The sequence below is a fragment of the bacterium genome (assembly GCA_040754625.1).
GTDB lineage: Bacteria > JACRDZ01 > JAQUKH01 > JAQUKH01 > JAQUKH01 > JAQUKH01.
The window spans coordinates 1-18,315 of the sequence record JBFMCF010000059.1 but is presented as its reverse complement, the minus strand read 5'-3'; the positions used below and the strand labels follow the sequence as shown (position 1 = coordinate 18,315).

General features: G+C 37.9%; 21 protein-coding genes. 16 read left to right on the top strand and 5 right to left on the bottom strand.

From position 1 onward, the window contains the following. Positions 1-119 precede the first annotated feature (119 nt). The 3 genes from AB1498_04885 to AB1498_04875 all read right to left on the bottom strand — a co-directional run bounded on the left by AB1498_04885 (position 120) and on the right by AB1498_04875 (position 3,614). Positions 120-1,244: a LamG domain-containing protein gene (locus tag AB1498_04885; protein ID MEW6087619.1), complete on the bottom strand. Its 1,125-nt coding sequence runs from the start codon at positions 1,242-1,244 to the stop codon at positions 120-122. Continuing rightward, positions 1,228-2,301: a LamG domain-containing protein gene (locus AB1498_04880; protein ID MEW6087618.1), complete on the bottom strand. Its 1,074-nt coding sequence runs from the start codon at positions 2,299-2,301 to the stop codon at positions 1,228-1,230. The genes AB1498_04885 and AB1498_04880 overlap by 17 nt, the downstream gene beginning before the upstream one ends. A gap of 89 nt (positions 2,302-2,390) precedes the next feature. Next, positions 2,391-3,614: a diguanylate cyclase gene (locus tag AB1498_04875; GenBank protein MEW6087617.1), complete on the bottom strand. Its 1,224-nt coding sequence runs from the start codon at positions 3,612-3,614 to the stop codon at positions 2,391-2,393. Between the two features lie 177 nt (positions 3,615-3,791). Here AB1498_04875 and AB1498_04870 point away from each other — a divergent pair, with 177 nt between their 5' ends. After that, positions 3,792-4,244: a hypothetical protein gene (locus AB1498_04870; GenBank protein MEW6087616.1), complete on the top strand. Its 453-nt coding sequence runs from the start codon at positions 3,792-3,794 to the stop codon at positions 4,242-4,244. An 83-nt stretch (positions 4,245-4,327) separates the two neighbouring features. Further along, on the top strand, positions 4,328-5,476 hold the full coding sequence (locus AB1498_04865; GenBank protein MEW6087615.1) for a hypothetical protein: 1,149 nt from the start codon (positions 4,328-4,330) through the stop codon (positions 5,474-5,476). 9 nt (positions 5,477-5,485) lie between these two features. On the opposite strand, the gene AB1498_04860 is transcribed toward AB1498_04865, so the two are convergent. Together AB1498_04860 and AB1498_04855 are read right to left on the bottom strand one after the other, a co-directional pair. Next, positions 5,486-5,917, bottom strand: coding sequence for a PilZ domain-containing protein (locus tag AB1498_04860; GenBank protein MEW6087614.1), 432 nt, complete (start codon positions 5,915-5,917; stop codon positions 5,486-5,488). Between the two features lie 64 nt (positions 5,918-5,981). Then, a complete protein-coding gene (locus AB1498_04855; GenBank protein ID MEW6087613.1) occupies positions 5,982-7,379 on the bottom strand; it encodes an HD domain-containing protein in 1,398 nt (465 codons plus the stop codon). A gap of 417 nt (positions 7,380-7,796) precedes the next feature. Here AB1498_04855 and AB1498_04850 point away from each other — a divergent pair, with 417 nt between their 5' ends. The 14 genes from AB1498_04850 to AB1498_04785 all read left to right on the top strand — a co-directional run bounded on the left by AB1498_04850 (position 7,797) and on the right by AB1498_04785 (position 18,217). After that, positions 7,797-8,048, top strand: a complete 252-nt coding sequence (locus AB1498_04850; GenBank protein MEW6087612.1) for a hypothetical protein — start codon at positions 7,797-7,799, stop codon at positions 8,046-8,048. A 118-nt stretch (positions 8,049-8,166) separates the two neighbouring features. Beyond that, complete coding sequence (gene argC, locus AB1498_04845; GenBank protein ID MEW6087611.1) at positions 8,167-9,192, top strand: N-acetyl-gamma-glutamyl-phosphate reductase; 1,026 nt, start codon at positions 8,167-8,169, stop codon at positions 9,190-9,192. After that, positions 9,192-9,641, top strand: a complete 450-nt coding sequence (gene tsaE / locus AB1498_04840) for a tRNA (adenosine(37)-N6)-threonylcarbamoyltransferase complex ATPase subunit type 1 TsaE (protein ID MEW6087610.1) — start codon at positions 9,192-9,194, stop codon at positions 9,639-9,641. The genes argC and tsaE overlap by 1 nt, the downstream gene beginning before the upstream one ends. Positions 9,642-9,713: 72 nt before the next feature. Beyond that, positions 9,714-10,412 (top strand): tRNA (adenosine(37)-N6)-threonylcarbamoyltransferase complex dimerization subunit type 1 TsaB, encoded by a 699-nt coding sequence (gene tsaB, locus AB1498_04835; GenBank protein MEW6087609.1) that lies wholly within the window; start codon positions 9,714-9,716, stop codon positions 10,410-10,412. 9 nt (positions 10,413-10,421) lie between these two features. Then, positions 10,422-10,964: a Na+/H+ antiporter subunit E gene (locus AB1498_04830; protein ID MEW6087608.1), complete on the top strand. Its 543-nt coding sequence runs from the start codon at positions 10,422-10,424 to the stop codon at positions 10,962-10,964. 41 nt (positions 10,965-11,005) lie between these two features. Continuing rightward, on the top strand, positions 11,006-11,272 hold the full coding sequence (locus tag AB1498_04825; GenBank protein MEW6087607.1) for a monovalent cation/H+ antiporter complex subunit F: 267 nt from the start codon (positions 11,006-11,008) through the stop codon (positions 11,270-11,272). Further along, positions 11,269-11,634, top strand: coding sequence for a monovalent cation/H(+) antiporter subunit G (locus tag AB1498_04820; protein MEW6087606.1), 366 nt, complete (start codon positions 11,269-11,271; stop codon positions 11,632-11,634). Before AB1498_04825 ends, AB1498_04820 begins: the two co-directional genes overlap by 4 nt. 88 nt (positions 11,635-11,722) lie before the next feature. After that, positions 11,723-11,974, top strand: a complete 252-nt coding sequence (locus AB1498_04815) for a hydrogenase subunit MbhD domain-containing protein (GenBank protein MEW6087605.1) — start codon at positions 11,723-11,725, stop codon at positions 11,972-11,974. Then, the gene (locus tag AB1498_04810) at positions 11,971-12,765 is read left to right on the top strand and encodes an MnhB domain-containing protein (protein ID MEW6087604.1); all 795 of its coding nucleotides are present in this window, start codon (positions 11,971-11,973) and stop codon (positions 12,763-12,765) included. Before AB1498_04815 ends, AB1498_04810 begins: the two co-directional genes overlap by 4 nt. Further along, complete coding sequence (locus AB1498_04805) at positions 12,759-13,151, top strand: cation:proton antiporter subunit C (GenBank protein ID MEW6087603.1); 393 nt, start codon at positions 12,759-12,761, stop codon at positions 13,149-13,151. Before AB1498_04810 ends, AB1498_04805 begins: the two co-directional genes overlap by 7 nt. A 54-nt stretch (positions 13,152-13,205) precedes the next feature. Next, positions 13,206-14,762: a monovalent cation/H+ antiporter subunit D family protein gene (locus AB1498_04800; GenBank protein MEW6087602.1), complete on the top strand. Its 1,557-nt coding sequence runs from the start codon at positions 13,206-13,208 to the stop codon at positions 14,760-14,762. A gap of 36 nt (positions 14,763-14,798) precedes the next feature. After that, a complete protein-coding gene (locus AB1498_04795) occupies positions 14,799-16,289 on the top strand; it encodes a proton-conducting transporter membrane subunit (GenBank protein ID MEW6087601.1) in 1,491 nt (496 codons plus the stop codon). A gap of 25 nt (positions 16,290-16,314) precedes the next feature. Further along, positions 16,315-17,814, top strand: coding sequence for a proton-conducting transporter membrane subunit (locus AB1498_04790; GenBank protein ID MEW6087600.1), 1,500 nt, complete (start codon positions 16,315-16,317; stop codon positions 17,812-17,814). Positions 17,815-17,839: 25 nt separating this feature from the next. Then, a complete protein-coding gene (locus AB1498_04785) occupies positions 17,840-18,217 on the top strand; it encodes a hypothetical protein (protein ID MEW6087599.1) in 378 nt (125 codons plus the stop codon). The last annotated feature ends 98 nt before the right edge of the window (positions 18,218-18,315 follow it).

Genomic DNA, 18,315 nt, shown 5'->3' with positions numbered 1-18,315 from the left:
TTTGCCGCGATGGGGCTTGCTATTCAAATGTATCAACTTCAAGCCTATCGTGCAAATAAATCCACATGGAAAATAAAATCATTAGTCATCGGTGAAGGTTGAAAAAACTCCCCGATGGCTCAAATAACTGAGTTATAAAGATTTTGGATTTCAGACTCGGAAAGAGCATAATCATAGATACGGACATCATCAATAATACCATTGAAATATCGTCCTCTATACCATCTCCCTATGAACAGATCCCTTGTATTGCTTGGAAGATTATTTCCAACTATTGTTGTATTTTGTAATACACCATCAAAATAAATTTTAGCTGTTTGCCCATCATAAGTACCTGTTATATAATGCCATTTTTCATCCCTCACATCTTTTTCGGGAAAGCATGCGATTGTTGATTTATCACATGGATCAATAGTAGTTCCTGGGAAAAAAGTAAATAATCCATTAAGAGCCCCATTACAATAAGAATTGTTATCAATATTGGCTTGCAGTACCCAACCTGTCAAATCAATGCCACCATGTGATTTATCTATTACAGCATAATATCTTTCGCCACTATATTGGGTTATTTTTGCTTTAATCCATAACCCGACAGTAAAACCATTGGGGCTTATATTCAAATTAGGATTATTAGGAACTCTTATATAATTATCTTTCCCATCAAAATTATACGCACTATTTCCATTCCCGAATCTATCATTTATTAGTGTTGCCCTATAGACAATACCATTATTCCCATTCCCGCTTTCATCATCCGCGTTGCCGTTAAACGGATAATAGGCGACTAAACCTTCTTCAGGAATATTGCTTCTATTGCTTACAATTATCTTTTTTACTTGATTAATATTTACTTTTACTTTTCCAAATATAGTTTCAACTTCAAAATCATTTACATCTAAAACTGTTGTCAATCTATCGCCGTTTTGAAAATTAATTATCGCATTTTCTCTATTAATGTCAAATTGTATAATTGACACCTGCTCCAAAGGAATCATTATTTTTCTTGATAAAATAAATAGAGGCAATTTTGATTGAGATGACCTGCCCTTTATTTTTGTGTTATCCGTTAATTTCAAAGATAAATAAGGGGTTTTAAAATTTTCTTCAGTCAAATATGAAGACTCTCTTGCGGCAGATCCGCATAAAACACTTATCAGAAAAATGGTTAATAAATATCTTGTTTTTTTTGACATCTTGTCCTTTTCATAATCAGATAAACTCACTCGTTTATTTCCCAATATCATAAAGTTCTCTAACTTCAGACTCTGAAAGCGCACGGTTATAAATACGGACTTCATTAATTACACCTTTAAAATATCTGTTTTGCGAGTGCCATAACTCGAAAGGGTCAACATTAATGAACAACGGAAGAGTATTTACATCCAGAGGCCTTTTTTCATTATCCTGGGAATCTAATACGCCATTTATATAAATCTTCCCATTCCCAGCCAGTAAAGAGATATCATGAGTTATGGCAACATGATACCACACATCGGCATTCCAAGTGTGTTCAGTACCATATAGCTGGCTCCATTTCCCGGCACCATGTCCCCGTCCAAACACAATAGTCTTTTCTTTGAGTTGAATGAAATAACCAGTACGCCATTGACTGCCTGTCCCATGCCATTTAACCAATAAACTGTAATAGTAAGGATTATCAGGTTTTATATCAACCCCTGGTTTGAACCACATTGTTACTGTTAGAGTATTAGTTAAATCTAAACTGCCTGAATCCGGAACCTCAATATTGTCATCTATCCCGTCAAAACTATACGCCCTATCATTATTTCCAAACTTGTCTTTTGCCAAAACCGCCCCGTGAACAATCCCGCTATTCCCATTCCCGCTTTCGTCATTCGCGTTGCCGTTAAACGGATAATACGCTGCCAGGCCTTCCCTTGACAATATACCCGCGGCTTGAACAATTATTTTTTTGATTTGCTGGATCCCGACAGACACTTCTCCAAACACAGTTTTTAGTTCAATTGATTTTAAAAATAAAGTTCCCGTCAGCCTGTCTCCATTTCGAAATTTAACAGATACTGTTTCATTATCATCTTTTAATTCAACGGATTGTATCTCTTTCCATGGAATATCCAATTCAGCAAACAAAGTATTTAATTTGACCGAAAAACCAGACGGCGCGCCAACTACGCGCGAACCGTCAGTAATATCTAAACTGATCAAAAATTGCTTTTGTGAAGCTTGCTGAGCCTCCGCTTCTTCACCTGACACAGCCTTAATAAATCCGGTAAAATATAAGACGACAGCAATAACTAAAAATAACTTTATTTTTAACATCGTTAATCCTCCATAAAAAATTCTTATGCCAAATTTATATCTTAATTATAATATATCATCGAATTTGGTCAAGAATTTTATAGTTTCCCCTATCTTACCTCAATCCTATTGCGCCCATTACGTTTCGCGGCATATAATGCCTTATCCGCTTTTTTTATGATATCTTCTTTTGAATATGTTTTTGCGTCGAGAGACGATAACCCGAGACTGATAGTGATCTCTGTTGTTGTTTCAATGCTTTTTCTTATCCTTTCCGCTATCTCAAAAGTTTCAAGCTCCCCGGTGTCAGGTAAAATAACCAAAAATTCTTCACCGCCGTATCTTACAACAAGATCGATATTACGGACCTCATTTTGAATAATCCCGGATATTTTGCGTAACAGGGTATCCCCGGCGTCATGCCCCTGAGTATCATTATATTTTTTAAAATAATCGATATCGAGCAAAATTACAGACAATTTATTGCCGTATCTTTTTGCCCTGGAAATAAATATCTCAAAATTGATATCCATAAGCCGCCTGTTAGCGAGACCAGTCAAGGCGTCATGCAGTGATAAATCCCTTGTTTCCTCATAAAGCGTTATGTTACGCATCTCTGTCTTTGCCGTTAAATAAATACCATAAGAAATCAATATCCATATTATCAAATGTGTCATTATTATAAGATTCCGGCTATTAGCCCCATTTTCAAAATAAGGCTTCATTGGAACTGATATACTTATTCCGCCCCTGACATCGCCAATTTTATAACCCTGCTTTTCATGGCACTGCAAACAACTTTTTTCAATTATAAAAGGCTTAAGCAGCCTTAGATAAGGCTCTTTGTTTAACTTTACAATTTCGATTACTTCGTCCCTGCCTTTATCTAATTCCAACAGGCCCTTATATTCCCATTCATCCGGTTTATTGACGGGATTTATATATTTCAAGCTTGTTAATTTATTCATTTTAAGATTTTTTGAATTCTCTCTTATTTTTTCAAATATTATCCTCATCATATACGCTGAATTAACCAGTGTAAAAACTTTACCATCTGTAGTTTTTATTTCTCTATTCTGAACATCCAAATACGGGTTAGGCGGCACTTTTTCAACAGGCGCGTAAAATCCTCCCAGGTCTGTCATTAGTTTTCTTATGTGAACATTTTGTTCGTAATCTGTCCTTGCTTCAATTGATACTTCTTTTATTGTGCCGATATAGTATCTATAAACATTTATAAATAAAGAGCAAAATATCAATATTGTCCAGACAATAAATAAATAGATACTCATTCTTTTTATAAAATTTGCCGGTTTTGTTAATAATGGCTCCATGAATTTTCCTTTTATCAACACAAATTATTGAAACACCATGACACTTTAATTATAATATACAGCGGGATTTGGTCAAGAACATTTCGTGTTTTAATTTTCTTGACACTTGCCGTTTAAGGTGTAAAATTTAACAATATAAAAATTAACTCCCCACTTGCGGGGCGTTGGAGGAAAAAAATGAAAAAATTATTCGTTGTATTGGGAGGAGTTGTTTTAATTTTCAGCCAGATATCCTGCGGTTCAGGGGTTAAAACCCATGTCAAGGGCGGGGAATTGCAATCAACCCTGGAAGGAGAAACACAGCATAAAGATTTCATCCAATCTATCGGCATAGGCGCGGCAGACCAGAAAATTGACAACAAAACACAAAGAATGTCAACAAGCCGGAATGCAGCTATCGCCCTGGCCCAATATGAAATGGTAAGCATAATAAAAGGACTGCAGGTGGAAGGCGGGATTACCGTGTCCAAGGCTATGGAAACAAATTCGGAGATTTCTGTCAAGGTTAATGAATCCGTCAAGGGCGCTGAAGTTGTAAAAACAGAATGGACCGCGGATGACGGGTGTGTAGTAACTTTAAGGCTTTCCAAAAAAAGGCTTGCGCAGATGTTAAAAATGAATTTTAAATAACCCCTCTGTCTCCCCTTATCAGGGGAGTATATTATTTCGGAGGTTTGTATTCCCCCTGATAAGGGGGAATAAAAGGGGGTTTTTTGAAAAATATTTTTTTAATAATTACTTTAGTTTTTATCTTATCCGCCTGCGGTTCATCCAGGCCATATAAACAGGAACCGGCAAAAACCGGTGAAGAAAAAGAGGAAATCGCCGTAGTTGAGGCCGAAGGTATCGTTAATATAAAAAATAACGATATTGTAAGCGCTAAAAAACGCGCGCTCTCCGACGCCCAGAAAAACGCTGTTGAAATGGCAGTCGGTGTATATGTCAACGCCACAACCCGCGTTGAAAAATCAATGCTTGTAGAGCAGAAAATTCTTTCTAAAACCGGCGGGTATATCAAAAAATATAAAATATTATCCGAGGGCGCGCAGGACAACCTGTATAAAACAAAAATTGAGGCCGTGGTTAAAATCGAGGAGATAAACAAGGATTTAAGTGACGCGGGACTAAACCGCCCCCCACGGGTTCCGTCCAGCCTCAACTTTGCCGTCATAATCGAAGACAGGATAGATGATATTAACAACGAAGACAAAGTCAGCGAAAATGTTATATCGGACAAATTACTCAGCAGAAATTATAAACTGGGCCAGGTAAATACCCGGGACAAAGCCCTGCTCCATGATTTAGCCGGTAACCCCGAGGGGCAAAAAAAACTCGGAGAAACATTTAAATCGGATGTTCTTGTGACGGGAAAATCATCAGCCACCCTTTTCAAAGAAAATGTGATGGGAAACTTAATCTCCTATAACGCCAGCATTTCTTTTAAGATAATTAAAATAAGCGAGTCGGCTTTGATTTACAGCAATTCTTTTTCAAGCGGAGGGCTTGGAATTACAAGAGACGCGGCGGCAAAGGAAGCATTGAAACGCGCCGCATCGCTTGCCGGCGAAGATGTCTCCAAAGTTTTGGAAGAGAGGCTTAAAAAGTTCAATTATATAACCATGCTTATTAAAAATGTGAGCACCATAAACCAGTTAAACGCAATAATGAGGGGTATGGAAGACATAACTGAAATAAAAAACACAACCATAACAAGTTTCACTAACGAGACAGCAAAGTTAAAACTCGAAACCGATATTGAAAACGCTTCCGTAATTGTCAGAGAAATGGAATCGCAGGTCGAGAATGTTGTTTTGAAAGTCATATCTGTAACTAAAGATTTTGTGGAGATGGAGATTCAGTAAAATCCGGGATTATGATTTGTTTTTCTTTCTTCTTTCAACCTTTCTTCTTTCTTTTGAAACCTGGCGTTGAACCTGCCGCCTTTCCTTTTTACGGCGGTCATGTTCAATTTCTGAAGAAAAAACGGATATGACTCTTCGCAGATGAGAAATCTCCTCTTCAGAAAGATACGGAAAAACGGCACCTGATATAAAACTATTTTTTTCCAGAAAATTCCTGCTCCATATAATCTCACCCCGAATATCCAAATCAAACGGAGTATTCGGACAGGTAATTATAAAATTAAGGACTGCCCTGCGTTGTAATTTTTCGGGAAAAATGAAAGTAATTCCTCCCATGGAAAGATTTACCACCTGACCAACAATCTCAGGATATTCCTCTATTTTTACCCGAAACGAGGCCGGGCATTTAACCCTCCGGTGGATACGGCGTTCATGATGCACAATAAAACTCCTTTTATGCTTTATTATATTAATTTTTCAATAAATACGCAATATATTTTTCAAATTATATATTACTGCTCACCGATGCAATTTGTTCTTTCGCCATTAATTTTTCAACAGCGTTTCTTATTACATTTTTATTTTTAAGGTTATCAATATAAACCCTGAAACGGTTTGCCCTGAAAGGAATATCTTTAATCGCTGAACTTAATTTTTCTTTTGAAATTTTGTTTTTAGCCAGCGGGTCATAAATGAAAATCTGGCAGTCACCCATCTTTTCAGGATTTTCAGGCCGCGGGTCCAGTGAAGCGACATCTATACGAAAATCCACTTTTTTACCGATCATATCTCTAAGTCCTTTTTCAAAATCGCCTTTTTCAAGCATTCTGAAACCGCCTAATCTTTCCCTGTATTCATAAATTTCATCAACCGCGAGTTTCCATTTTATTTTTCTTCCAAGGATATTGCTCCATTTTTCACCCAATCTCTTTTTTTCTTCGTCTCCTGAAAAAACCCATGATACCGCGGAAGTAATCAAAGACCAATCGGTAAGGAACAAATAACCATCTAAATCTTCCAATGGATTTTTATCATAAATAAGTTTTACCGTCGGATGAAAAACATCTTCCAGGTACAGATCAATCGCCCTTGTAGTCCTGTGATAATATAAATTTTCATAAAGATGGTATCTTGCCTGAAGGAACCTTCTAATCTCCGAGAGCCCTTTTCTATGCAGGGTAAAACCTTTTTGTGAATAGTAGGAATAAAAAAGCACCCGTTCAATATTGACCGACCCGATATTCAGCCCTGACATATAGGCATCGCGGCATACATAATCAAAGTTATCCATTGTGAATATTCCGTTAAAAAGCGGGCTCAGGAATCTCAGCCAGCGGGGAATTTTGACCTTTGTTTTAGTGCCTTTTTTTATTAAAAAAGCAACATATTCCGGATTAATAACTTCACCCTGCGAAAATTTTCCGGAAGGACTTCTGCGGATTCTTTTTATTATTTCCCCGAGCTTCATTGTAATAATTTTTTGGCCGACATCTTCATGGGTAATTTCGCCAAACCTGCTCAAATAATTCTCATCAAAAAAATGGGAAAAAGGGCCGTGTCCTACATCATGAAGGAGCCCTGTGATCCGCAAAAGCGATTCTATAAAATTCTGGGACGGGCAATCAGGGCCTATAACCGATTTAAGCGATGGGTATAAAGTTTTCGCGAAAATTTCGCCAAGATGCATAACTCCGATTGAATGCTGGAACCTTGTATGTTCCGCAGAGGGGTAAACCCACCATGCGCTTTGAAGCTGATGGATCTGTTTTAGCCTCTGCACCCATAATGAATCAAGCAGGTCCTTTTCTGTCGCCTCTTTTTCATCAACAGGGACGGTCAGCCTGACCGTCCCGTGGACACAGTCGGCAATTAAATCTACACCTTCTTTTTTCCAGGTTTTCACATTTTATCCTAAATTATCAGTTGAGTTTTTCAAATTTTTTATTTTCAAAAGTCATTTTTTATCGAAAGAGCATTAGCGGTAATAGCTTAGCGCAAATAGGAGTCTATGTTGGGAAAGCCGGAACTGACCGAATCCGCCTTAGGCGGATGAGAGAATTCCGGAAGGGCATTCCCGACATAAGCGACGTAGTTGCGCTTGCTATGAGAGCGTTAGCGAAAGAGATGAAAAATGACTTTTAAAAAAATTCTGCAGAACTCAAAATTTATTATTAATCTATCATATTCTATCCAATACCATCTGGATTGTCAAACCAAAAACTTATAGTTTATAATAGCACATTTTTTTCTTGCTTTGTGTTTAATTTGGTAGTAGAATGCCTTATTTCGTATAGATCAAGAGAAAGGGGGCGATTAAAAAATGAAAAAGAACATGATGAAACTGCTCATAGCAGTGCTTTTGATATCTCCAATGTTATCTTCATGCAATACGAAAAAATTGGAAGAAGAGATTGCGAGCCTTAAACAGCAGGTAGAAACTTTAAATACTGAAAAAACCGCGGCGGACACCCAGGTAAAAGAGCTGACTGCTAAAATTGAAGAACTTACAAAAGCCAATGAAGAGCTGAAAACCGAATTGGAAAAGGCAAAAGCGGGCAGGAAAAAGAAATAATAATATAGTATCATCAACATCACAGGGGCAGGTCTTATAATCTGCCCCAATTTGTTTGGGCCCAATTTTTATTGCCTAAAAAGACAGCCTGTGGTAGAATTTTGCATTACAGGAGACTATGATGATAAAAGTCGGGATAATCGGCGCGGGCAGTTTGACAGCGGAAGAATTATTAAAAATACTGCTGAAACATAAAAAAATCAAGGTCAATATACTGCATTCAGAAACATACCAGGGAAAAACAGTAAGTTCAGTATGGCCTTCATTTAAGAATTTGACAGCTCTTTTGTTCAGCGCGCCGTCCATGCAAAAAATCAAAGAAGAATGTGATTGTATTTTCATAACGCGGCCCCATGGAAAAGCAAGCGAGGCTGTAAAGGAATTAATTTCTTCAAAAATAAAAATTATTGATTTAAGCGCGGATTTCAGGCTGCCTGAGATATCCTATTATAAAAAATGGTATCCCGGGACAAATCACAGTATTCCTGAACTATTGTCAAAAGCCGTTTACGGTTTACCAGAGCTTAACAGGAACAAAATCAAGAAAAGCAGTTTAACGGCAAATCCCGGTTGTTACCCGACAGCCGTAATTTTATCTCTTGCCCCCTTAATTAAAAATAATATAATAAAAACACGGATAGTAGTCAACGCTTTTTCCGGTGTATCAGGCGCGGGACGGATATATAAAGAGAATTTTAACCTTTTCGGAGATATTTACGGCAATCTGAAGATTTATAAACCCGGGACCCACCAGCATACACCCGAAATGGAACTTACTCTTGGCGAATTAGCCGGCGAAAAGATAAAAATAACTTTTATTCCATGCCTCGCCCCGTTTGACAGAGGGATACTCGCGATAAGTTCGCATCACCTGGATAAAAAATTCACCAAAAAAGACATTATTGAAATCTACAGGGATTTCTACAGAAATGAACAGTTTATAAGAATTTATGAAAACGGTTATCCTGAAATATTGAATGTTTCAGGCACGAATTTTTGCGATATAGGTTTTGAGATTGACAAGCAAAACAATGTCTTGATAATAGCTTCAACCATAGACAACATTATTAAAGGCGCTTCCGGCCAGGCTGTCCAGAATATGAACCTTATGTTTGGATTTGATGAAACAGAAGGTTTGATCTAATGTTTACCTTTATCAGCAAGAGCGTAAAAGACACTGAATTTATTTCTAAAGAATTATCAAAATCAATCTACCCGGGAGATATCATTTGTCTTATAGGAGAATTAGGCGCAGGGAAAACCTGTTTTTCAAAAGGGTTAATCCGCGGACTGGGCGTACCGGCTAAATATATTATAAGCCCCACCTTTACAATTATTAACGAATACAAGGGGAAACACCCTGTATATCATTTTGACCTGTATCGTTTAAAAGATGAAAATGAACTGGAAATATTGGGTTTCGAGGAATATTTTTACGGCAAAGGAGTAACGATTATTGAGTGGGCGGATAAGTTGAAAAATTTTTTACCGGACAACAGGATTGAAATATATTTTTCACATATTAATGAAACTACCCGCCGGATTGTTTTCAAGCTGATGGGGCAAAAATGGATAAGTCGTGATATAAAATAATATTCAGCTTCATGCGCGGCTAACATGGAATATCAGTAACTAAAAGATTCTAAGAAAGAAAGGAATGATTGGGTGAAAATCCTGGCAGTTGAAACAACGGGTTTAATTGAAAGTGTTGCCGTTTATGATAACGGCAACATAACAGAGATTAATCATGAAGTTAAATCGCATTCCGCGCATCTCTTAAAGGCTATAGACAAAGTCTTAAAAAAGTCGTGTGTTAAATTAGAAGATTTGGATTACCTTGCGGCTTCAACCGGGCCCGGTTCTTTTATAGGAACCAGGATTGGTTTAAGCACTTTGCAGGGATTAAGCCTTGCCTTGAATATCCCCCTGGTGGGCGCAGCCACACTCGACGCCCTTGCTGAAAATATATGGGATTCGGATTTGGATTTAAAAAAAATCAACTATATTTGTCCTTTGATATTAAGCAAGGATGAAAATGTCTATGCCGCTGTTTATATTATCAAAAATAATAAATTGAAACGTGTAAGCAAATATCAGTATGTTTCAATTAATGAATTTTTGAAAACATTCCGAAAAGATAAGATACCGGGCTGTATAGCTTTTTTGGGAGAAACAAAAGGATTTGAAAATTATATTATCGGTATTTTCGGAGAAAAAGCGTTCATTTTGCGGGACAAGTATCTTCCCAGGGCTCACAATATAGCATTGCTGGCATACAGGAACATTAAAAAGAAAAAGGTTAAAAAAACAGTTTATCCGTCACCGATATATGTCAGGCCCTTTTTAGCTAAAAAAATGGACTAAGGAAAAATTATGTCCAAAAGATCGAAAGAAATGGATATTCTGCTTCGACCGGCATTGTTTCTCTTTATTTTTTGGATGATTCTAAGTTTTCCGGCAGATTTAAAATCGGAAAATTTCTGGATTAACATGGCGGAGCATTTTGTAATAGGCGCGGCTTTGTCGGTTTTTCTTGCCAAAGTAACCAAAGGGATGTTTCTCGTAACAGAAGAAACATCCCTTTTTAATTTTAAATATGTTTACCGCCTTTTTTTGTATTGGCTGAGATTATCGGCCGATATTATTCTGGCAGGGATAGATGTCGCGCGCAGGATTATGCGCCGGAAACTTCTGATATCACCCGGTATTGTTGAAATTGACACATCTCTGAAGGATGATTGGTTGATTACACTTAATGGCAATTCTATCACCCTGACACCCGGAACTATTACGGTAGATGTGAAAAAGACAAAAGACGGAAGCAGATTTCTGGTTCATTGTATCAGCCAGGACGCAGTGAAGGATATGCAGGAAGGTAAAGGATTTGTCGAGAGGATACAGAAAATATATAAATAGTCTTGAAGGATGAAGGTAAAAACTAACTTTTAGGAGACAAAATGATTGAATTCAGTCTGGTTCTTAAGTTTGCAATGATGATCTTGTCAATAACAATTTTTTTCTGCATGTACCGGGCGGTTATTGGGCCGACAATCCCGGACAGGATAATCGGAATTAATCTTATAGGCACAAAAACAACTGTTATGATTGTCTTTATCGGGGCATTGTTTAATGAAACAGGATTTTTTGATATTGCCCTTTTATATGCAATGCTTGCATTTATTACGAGCATTGCCATAGTTAAATATATGGAGATGGAAAAATGATATTGGGATTTTTTGAGACATTTTGCCGGATTCTGGCATCTATTTTAATTTTTTCGGGTCTTTTCTTTTTTATCACTGCAACAATTGGCGTAATCAGGATGCCTGATCTTTACAACCGTGGGCATGTTTCCGGAAAGGGCGACAGTCCCGGTTTTCTCCTTACATTATCCGGTGTCTGGCTTTATTGGATTACGATAAATCCAATCCAGAGCTTAAAAATTCTGCTTATCCTGTTTTTTATGCTTTTTTCCAATCCCATAGTCATTCACGCGATATTGCGGGTATCTTTTTACAAAAAGATGCCTTTTACGGACGGAACAACAGAGAGTTATTTATCAGAGAAGAAAGAGAAGGAGTTATAAAGTTGAAAGTTGTAAAGTTCATAAAATAAAAAATAGTAACTTTAAAACATTATAACTTTACAAACTTAATTACTGGAGCAAAGCGACTATGGACATGGTCATGATATCTCATATAATTATCCTGATTTTTCTGGTAGTAACGGCGCTGGCCGCTATAATCCTGAAAGATTTGTTTGCCTCTGTGATAGTATACAGCGCCTATAGTTTCTGCATGTGCGTAACTTACCTGATACTTCGTTCGGCTGATGTAGCCATGACTGAAGCCGCGGTAGGTGCGGGAGTTACAACCATACTTTTTATTTCCGCCCTGGCAAAGACCACACGAAAGGAGGATAAATGAAAAAGATGCTTGTCCCTGCGTGTTTTATCCTGTTTGGTTTTTTTATGATTATAGTAGTGTTGCATCTTTCGCCTGTGGGTGACCCAAGGCTTCCGAGTTACGCGGGATATATTAATCCGCAAACTGCCGTTGAAAACATTCCCAAAACAGGACAATCAGCGGCCCTTTATTATAATAAAAATGCCGTTTCCGACTCCAACGCGATGAGCGCCATTTGTGCGATGATATTGGATTACCGGGGTTATGACACGTTGTACGAGGCTACAGTGCTTTTTACCGCCATAATATGCGTTCTGTCCGTTTTGGGTTTTGATTCGGGAAAAGGATTTAGTATAAGCGAATACCGGAAACTAAGCATAAATGTATCGGATATCTCGAGAAGGATGGTGCCTTTTATTTTATTGTTTGGGATTTATATTATCTTACACGGGCATCTTTCAGCGGGCGGCGGCTTCCAGGGCGGGGTTGTGATCGGCGCGGGATTTATTATATATGCAATAGTTTTCGGACGGGAAAAGGCCTTACATTATGTCCCGGAAGATGTTATAAAAGTAACCAATAGCCTGGGAACAAGTATCTACGCGGCCATAGGGCTTCTGGGAATAATTTTCGGTTATAATTTTCTGGCGAACAAGGTTGCCGGCATCCCTCCAATAGGACAGCCGGGGGTTTTATTAAGCGCAGGAACGCTTTTTGGAATCAATATCGGTATCGGAATGAATGTGTCAAGCACGATGATCCGTTTATTTTTTGCCTTTAAGTATGAAGAAAAAGAAGAGGTTTCATGTTGACAAAAATCATTGCCAATGTAGACTTTATTTTTGCCATTATTCTTTTTTGTATCGGCCTTTATGGTGTTGCAACAAAGACAAATCTAATTAAAAAACTTATCGGGTTGAATATTATTGAAACGTCTGTTTATCTTTTTTTTATTGCGCTGGGAGATGCCAGATTTGGAGAAAATATTAAATATTGGGGAAGATCTCCTGTTATTATGAATATTGCTGATGTAAAAACAGGCAAAGAAGTTATGATCAATCCGATTCCGACAGGATTAATACTTACAGCGATTGTAGTAAGTGTAAGTGTAACGGCCTTTGCCTTGTCACTGGCAGTAAAATTGTATGAACATTACGGGACACTTGATACATCAAAGATAAAGAAATTAAGAGGTTAAAAAGTTAAAGATTTTTTATTTTAACTTTACACTTTTAACTGGAGCAAAGCGACTATGGGCTCTCATTTACAGGTTCTAATTCCGGTCATCCTTATATCAGGAGCCTTCCTGTCGCCGATTTTTGACCGCTGGTTTAAAAAATTGGTTGAACCGCTGGCATTATCCGTGACCTTTTTTAGTTTTGTGTATTCCTGTATCCTTCTTTATGGGATTTATGTTTCTCCTTTAAAAGTTTTTGAATATTTTGTTGGTTTTTCGTGGAGCGGAAAAACAGCCCTTCCTACAGGGGAACCGATTGGTATTGTTATACAGACCGATATTATCGGCGGGTTTATCCTGGTTCTCGTAAATTTTATCTCATTTTTAGTTGCAATTTATTCATCAAAATATATTTTAAATTATATAATAGCGGAAAAAAGGGGGCTTTATTGGACATTATTTCTTTTGATGACAGCAGGCATGTCGGGAGTCTGCCTCACGGGAGATATTTTTAATTTCTATGTTTTTTATGAGGTTGCAAGCCTAAGTTCCTATGCCCTGGTTTCTATTAACGGAGAATCAGAGGCAATTGAGGCGGCATTTAAATATTTACTAATAAGTGCCCTGGCAAGTATTTTTATTGTCTTTGGAATAGGGCTTTTATACAGCGCAACAGGCACACTGAATATGGCCTACGCCTCAATCCAGGTCCAAAGAATTTTACAATCCGAACCGGGCGCATTTTTATCATCCTATCGTTATTTAATATTTGCCGCACTCGGATTATTTACCGTCGGCTTTTGTATAAAGAGCGCTTTTGTTCCGGTACATGCATGGCTGCCGGACGCACATTCAAAAGCCCCTTCCTCCATCAGTGCTATGCTTTCCGGATTAGTCGTAAAAGTTACCGGGATATTCTTAATTATTCGTTTTTACTTTTCCGTGTTCAAAATTCAGAACGGTTTATACGGAGATATGTTTCCTGTTCTTATTTTATTTATCGGCGGGGTTACATCTATTGCCGGTTCAATATTCGCCATAGGCCAGAAAAATCTGAAAAGAATGCTCGCCTTTTCAACAATTTCTCAAATGGGTTATATTTTGATTGGAATAGGCTTTTTCAGCAAAGATGGTTTAACAGGAGCAGTACTTCATCTTTTTAATCATTCTATAATGAAATCAGCCCTATTTTTATCAGCAGGAGCGATTATTTATAAGACAAAACTTACAGAGATAAATGAATTAACAGGCCTTGGCTTCAAAATGCCTGCTACATGTGCCTGCTTTACAGCGGCAAGTTTAGGGATGGTTGGAATTCCTCCGATGAGCGGATTTTTCAGCAAGTGGATACTTGGAATTTCAACTATAAAGGCTGGACTTTTGCCGGTTTCCGTAATCTTTCTGTTGGGGAGTTTACTAAATGCAATTTACTATTTTCGGGTCGTCGGGAAGATGTACTTTTTTACAGGGGGAACATCATCCGTCCCGGAAACGGATACTGACAGGGAGGAATTGCCGAAAAGTATCTATATCCCAATTGTAATTCTTGCATTTGCCGTATTATTTTTCGGGTTCGGTTCGGATCTTCTTTTGAAGATTATAAGCCCGGGTGTGGAGTTTTTATGGAGGTAGGGGCGAGATTACCTCGCCCCTGCAAAGGTATAAAATATGCTTATTTTTTTGCCGGTAATTGTCCCTATTATAATTTCATTTTTGATATTCCTTTGCGGTGAAAAAAGATACACACTGCGTTATATTTTTCTGTTTATCGCCAGCATATTTGATTTTGCAGTGGTTGTTTTCATTATGCCTCTGGTTTTGAAACAAAGCCTTCCGCCGTTTATCCTTCTACAAACAACCTTTTTTAATTTAGGCTTTAAGGTTGATGTATTTTCTATTCTTCTTGCTATGGTGGTGACTTTTTTATGGATATTTACCAACTCATATTCTATCGGTTATATGGGAAAAAGCCATAGTTTAAGACGTTATTACACATCCTTATCATTTTGTGAAGGCGCTGCTATAGGGATAATATTTGCGGCGGATCTTTTTACCCTTTTTGTGTTTTATGAATTATTGACAATAAGTGTATTCCCATTGGTTATCCATGAAGAAACAGAAGAAGCGTCAAGGTCAGGAATAATGTATCTGGTATATACATTATCCGGCGGGGCAATGATTCTTTTTGGTTGTTTTATTACCCATAGCCTGACGGCCGGGCAGATTGAATTTACTCCAGGCGGAATTCCGGGTTTAGCCGGACAGAATAAAGCAGTGCTTTATCTCCTTTTTATTCTATTTACAGCCGGTTTTGGCGTTAAAGGTGCGCTTGTTCCATTACATGCATGGCTTCCCCGGGCCATGGTTGCGCCGACTCCAATCAGCGCCCTGCTTCATGCCGTGGCGGTTGTTAATGTCGGCACTTACGGGCTTATCAGAATGATTTATGATATATTCGGTAAAGACTTATTCCTTAAACTGCATTTAAATACTGTGCTTGCGCTTGGCTGTGTGGTTACTATTTTAGGTGCGGCTGTCATTGCATTAAGACAGCGGCAATTGAAAAAACTTTTAGCCTATTCGACTATTAACCAGCTCGGTTATGTTGTTCTCGGTGCGGCATCACTTAATTATTACACACTTACAGGCGGATTGGTTCATATTATGTACCATTCAATTATGAAAATCAGTTTATTTTACGCTGTAGGAATGATTATCACTTTTAAAGGAAAAACCAGGATTTCGCAATTATCAGAAATCTCAAAAGAAATGCCTGTCACTATGGCCTGTTTTGTAATTGGCGCACTTGGCATTGTCGGGCTTCCGCCTATGGCAGGATGGATAAGCAAGTGGAACCTGGTTAAGGGGCATCTTTTAATTAATGAACCGGTTCTTGCCATAGTCTTTTTAATTAATACGGTTATAGAACTTGCTTATTTTCTCCCGCCGATACTTTATGCCTATTTTGGCGTTAGGGAAGAAATTACAGCACTGGCGGAAAAAACACTATTGCAGGAAAAAGGGGGCCTGGAAGCCCCGTTAAATATGCTGCTGCCTTTGGTTGTGGTTACAATTTTGTCATTTACATTCGGATTTATAGGCTCACTGCCTTACGTTTTGTCGCATAAGGCGGCGGCAGAGTTATTGATGTTAAAATGAGGCCTCCCCTGGGCGGGAAAAAACTATGTTAATTAATTATATTCCATTAATAGCGATACTTTCCCCTGCGGTTTGTTTTATTTCAGCGCCTTTTCTCCCAAAGCGGGTAACTCATTATATTACGGCTGTTATTTGTGCTCTGGATTTTTTCCTTATAATGCCTCTTTATCCGTACGTTTTCGGCGGGCATATTATAGAGCTTTCGCTGTTCAGCGGATTGGATATCGAACTCAAGTTTAGTGTAGATAACCTCAATTACTTTATGGGAATTATTTCCAGTTTTATCTGGACTTTATCGAGTATCTACGCAGTTGAATATCAAAAAGAAGATGAAGCCATCGGCAGATATGATGTTTTTTCTCTCCTTTCATTAAGCGGAATGCTTGGAATAGTCTTTAGCGGTAACTTGTTTACATTATACATCTTTTTTGAACTTTTGACAGTTGCATCTTCCGTCTTGATATTCCACACACAAACACCTTCTTCTTTAAAGGCGGGGCTCCTTTATATTTTCTGCGGCATTATAGGAGGGATGTCCCTCCTGCTTGTTATTATTGCCACTTATAATTTTGCGGGAACGGGAGATCTTTCATTGATTGGTGTCGGTTTAAAAAATCATCCCTCATTCCCTTATATTTTTTGGGGATTTATTATCGGTTTTGGCATTAAAGCCGGACTTTTCCCGTTCCATATATGGCTGCCATCCGCTCACCCGGTCGCACCCACACCGTCATCAGCCCTTCTTTCAGGAGTAATGATAAAAGCAGGCGCTTATGGAATTATCAAGATTATCTATAATATTATCGGAGAAGAAGTTTTAGGCAATTTTCATACTATATTGATGAGCAACATTTTAATTTTGGCATTAATGACTATTTTATTCGGTTCAGCAGTAGCTTTAACCCAGATTGATATTAAAAGAATGCTCGCCTATTCCAGTATTGCCCAGATTGGATATATCATTATGGGAGCGGTTTTACTTTCTCCTTCGGGGTTAACCGGGGCATTCCTGCATATTTTCAATCATGCCCTTATTAAAAGCAATCTATTTCTTTGTGCAGGACTCTTTATCCATAATACGGGCATGCGCAATATTCCCGATTTGGCCGGGATAGGAAGAAAAATGCCTCTGACAACTTTATGTTTTACTATTTCCGCTCTTTCAATAATCGGACTCCCGCCTTTTAACGGATTTGTCAGTAAATGGTTTCTTGCGCTCGGGGCACTGGAGGCTGAGAAACTCGGTATTTTTCATACAGGCACAGGTGTTATTTCTCTCCTGGTTTTATTAGTCAGTAGTTTATTAAATCTTGTTTACTATTCTCCTATTATAATCGGGGGTTGGTTTGGATATAAACAAATTGAAGAAATAAACTTAAGCGAGGCAATGTCAAAGGAAATAAAGGGGGAAAATCTCTGGATGATGATTCCTATTTTGATTTTGACATTTTGTATAATATTTTTTGGAGCATTTCCAAAATTCCCCCTGCATATTGTTGAAAAAATCACAGCGGAATACTTTTAGTGTTCCGGCACTTGGGAAATAACAGATGATAGAGACGAGTCTGGCGTTAATTCTGGAAACTGAAATACCGGTGGCGTATTATTTAAACTGGCTGGGATTGGTTCTGATAGGTATAATTGTCAGTATTGAGATAAAAGAAATTCGTAAAGAAAAGCCGGAAAATTATCAGCATAAAGAAGATGAAAATACACATAATTTAAAATACAGGAAATACAAGCCGAAGATTAAAGCGCTGATATTCGTAATAATATCGTTTGCGGTTTTTTATACTGAACAATTGCCTGTTTTATCCGGGAAGGCGGATTTAAAACAGGCCGGGCTGGTTTATGAATTTCATGAGAGTTTATTATTGGGTTTTTTAAAGTTATTCGTAAAGGTTCTGTTGAAATCCTTTAATATATAGCCCGAAGAAGACGAAAAGCTCCTCCAGAGAGAAATCTTTGGAAAAAGGAGGAGCTTTCGTGAAACAACTTACAAGCTATGAACAGTTTATCCTGGTAA

Excerpts from the sequence above, each read along its gene's own strand:
- AB1498_04885 (MEW6087619.1), bottom strand. The coding sequence starts at position 1,244 with ATGATATTGGGAAATAAACGAGTGAGTTTATCTGATTATGAAAAGGAC.
- AB1498_04880 (MEW6087618.1), bottom strand. The coding sequence starts at position 2,301 with ATGTTAAAAATAAAGTTATTTTTAGTTATTGCTGTCGTCTTATATTTT.
- AB1498_04875 (MEW6087617.1), bottom strand. The coding sequence starts at position 3,614 with ATGGAGCCATTATTAACAAAACCGGCAAATTTTATAAAAAGAATGAGT.
- AB1498_04870 (MEW6087616.1), top strand. The coding sequence starts at position 3,792 with ATGAAAAAATTATTCGTTGTATTGGGAGGAGTTGTTTTAATTTTCAGC.
- AB1498_04850 (MEW6087612.1), top strand. The coding sequence starts at position 7,797 with ATGAAAAAGAACATGATGAAACTGCTCATAGCAGTGCTTTTGATATCT.
- argC (MEW6087611.1), top strand. The coding sequence starts at position 8,167 with ATGATGATAAAAGTCGGGATAATCGGCGCGGGCAGTTTGACAGCGGAA.
- tsaE (MEW6087610.1), top strand. The coding sequence starts at position 9,192 with ATGTTTACCTTTATCAGCAAGAGCGTAAAAGACACTGAATTTATTTCT.
- AB1498_04830 (MEW6087608.1), top strand. The coding sequence starts at position 10,422 with ATGTCCAAAAGATCGAAAGAAATGGATATTCTGCTTCGACCGGCATTG.
- AB1498_04825 (MEW6087607.1), top strand. The coding sequence starts at position 11,006 with ATGATTGAATTCAGTCTGGTTCTTAAGTTTGCAATGATGATCTTGTCA.
- AB1498_04820 (MEW6087606.1), top strand. The coding sequence starts at position 11,269 with ATGATATTGGGATTTTTTGAGACATTTTGCCGGATTCTGGCATCTATT.
- AB1498_04815 (MEW6087605.1), top strand. The coding sequence starts at position 11,723 with ATGGACATGGTCATGATATCTCATATAATTATCCTGATTTTTCTGGTA.
- AB1498_04810 (MEW6087604.1), top strand. The coding sequence starts at position 11,971 with ATGAAAAAGATGCTTGTCCCTGCGTGTTTTATCCTGTTTGGTTTTTTT.
- AB1498_04805 (MEW6087603.1), top strand. The coding sequence starts at position 12,759 with ATGTTGACAAAAATCATTGCCAATGTAGACTTTATTTTTGCCATTATT.
- AB1498_04800 (MEW6087602.1), top strand. The coding sequence starts at position 13,206 with ATGGGCTCTCATTTACAGGTTCTAATTCCGGTCATCCTTATATCAGGA.
- AB1498_04795 (MEW6087601.1), top strand. The coding sequence starts at position 14,799 with ATGCTTATTTTTTTGCCGGTAATTGTCCCTATTATAATTTCATTTTTG.
- AB1498_04790 (MEW6087600.1), top strand. The coding sequence starts at position 16,315 with ATGTTAATTAATTATATTCCATTAATAGCGATACTTTCCCCTGCGGTT.
- AB1498_04785 (MEW6087599.1), top strand. The coding sequence starts at position 17,840 with ATGATAGAGACGAGTCTGGCGTTAATTCTGGAAACTGAAATACCGGTG.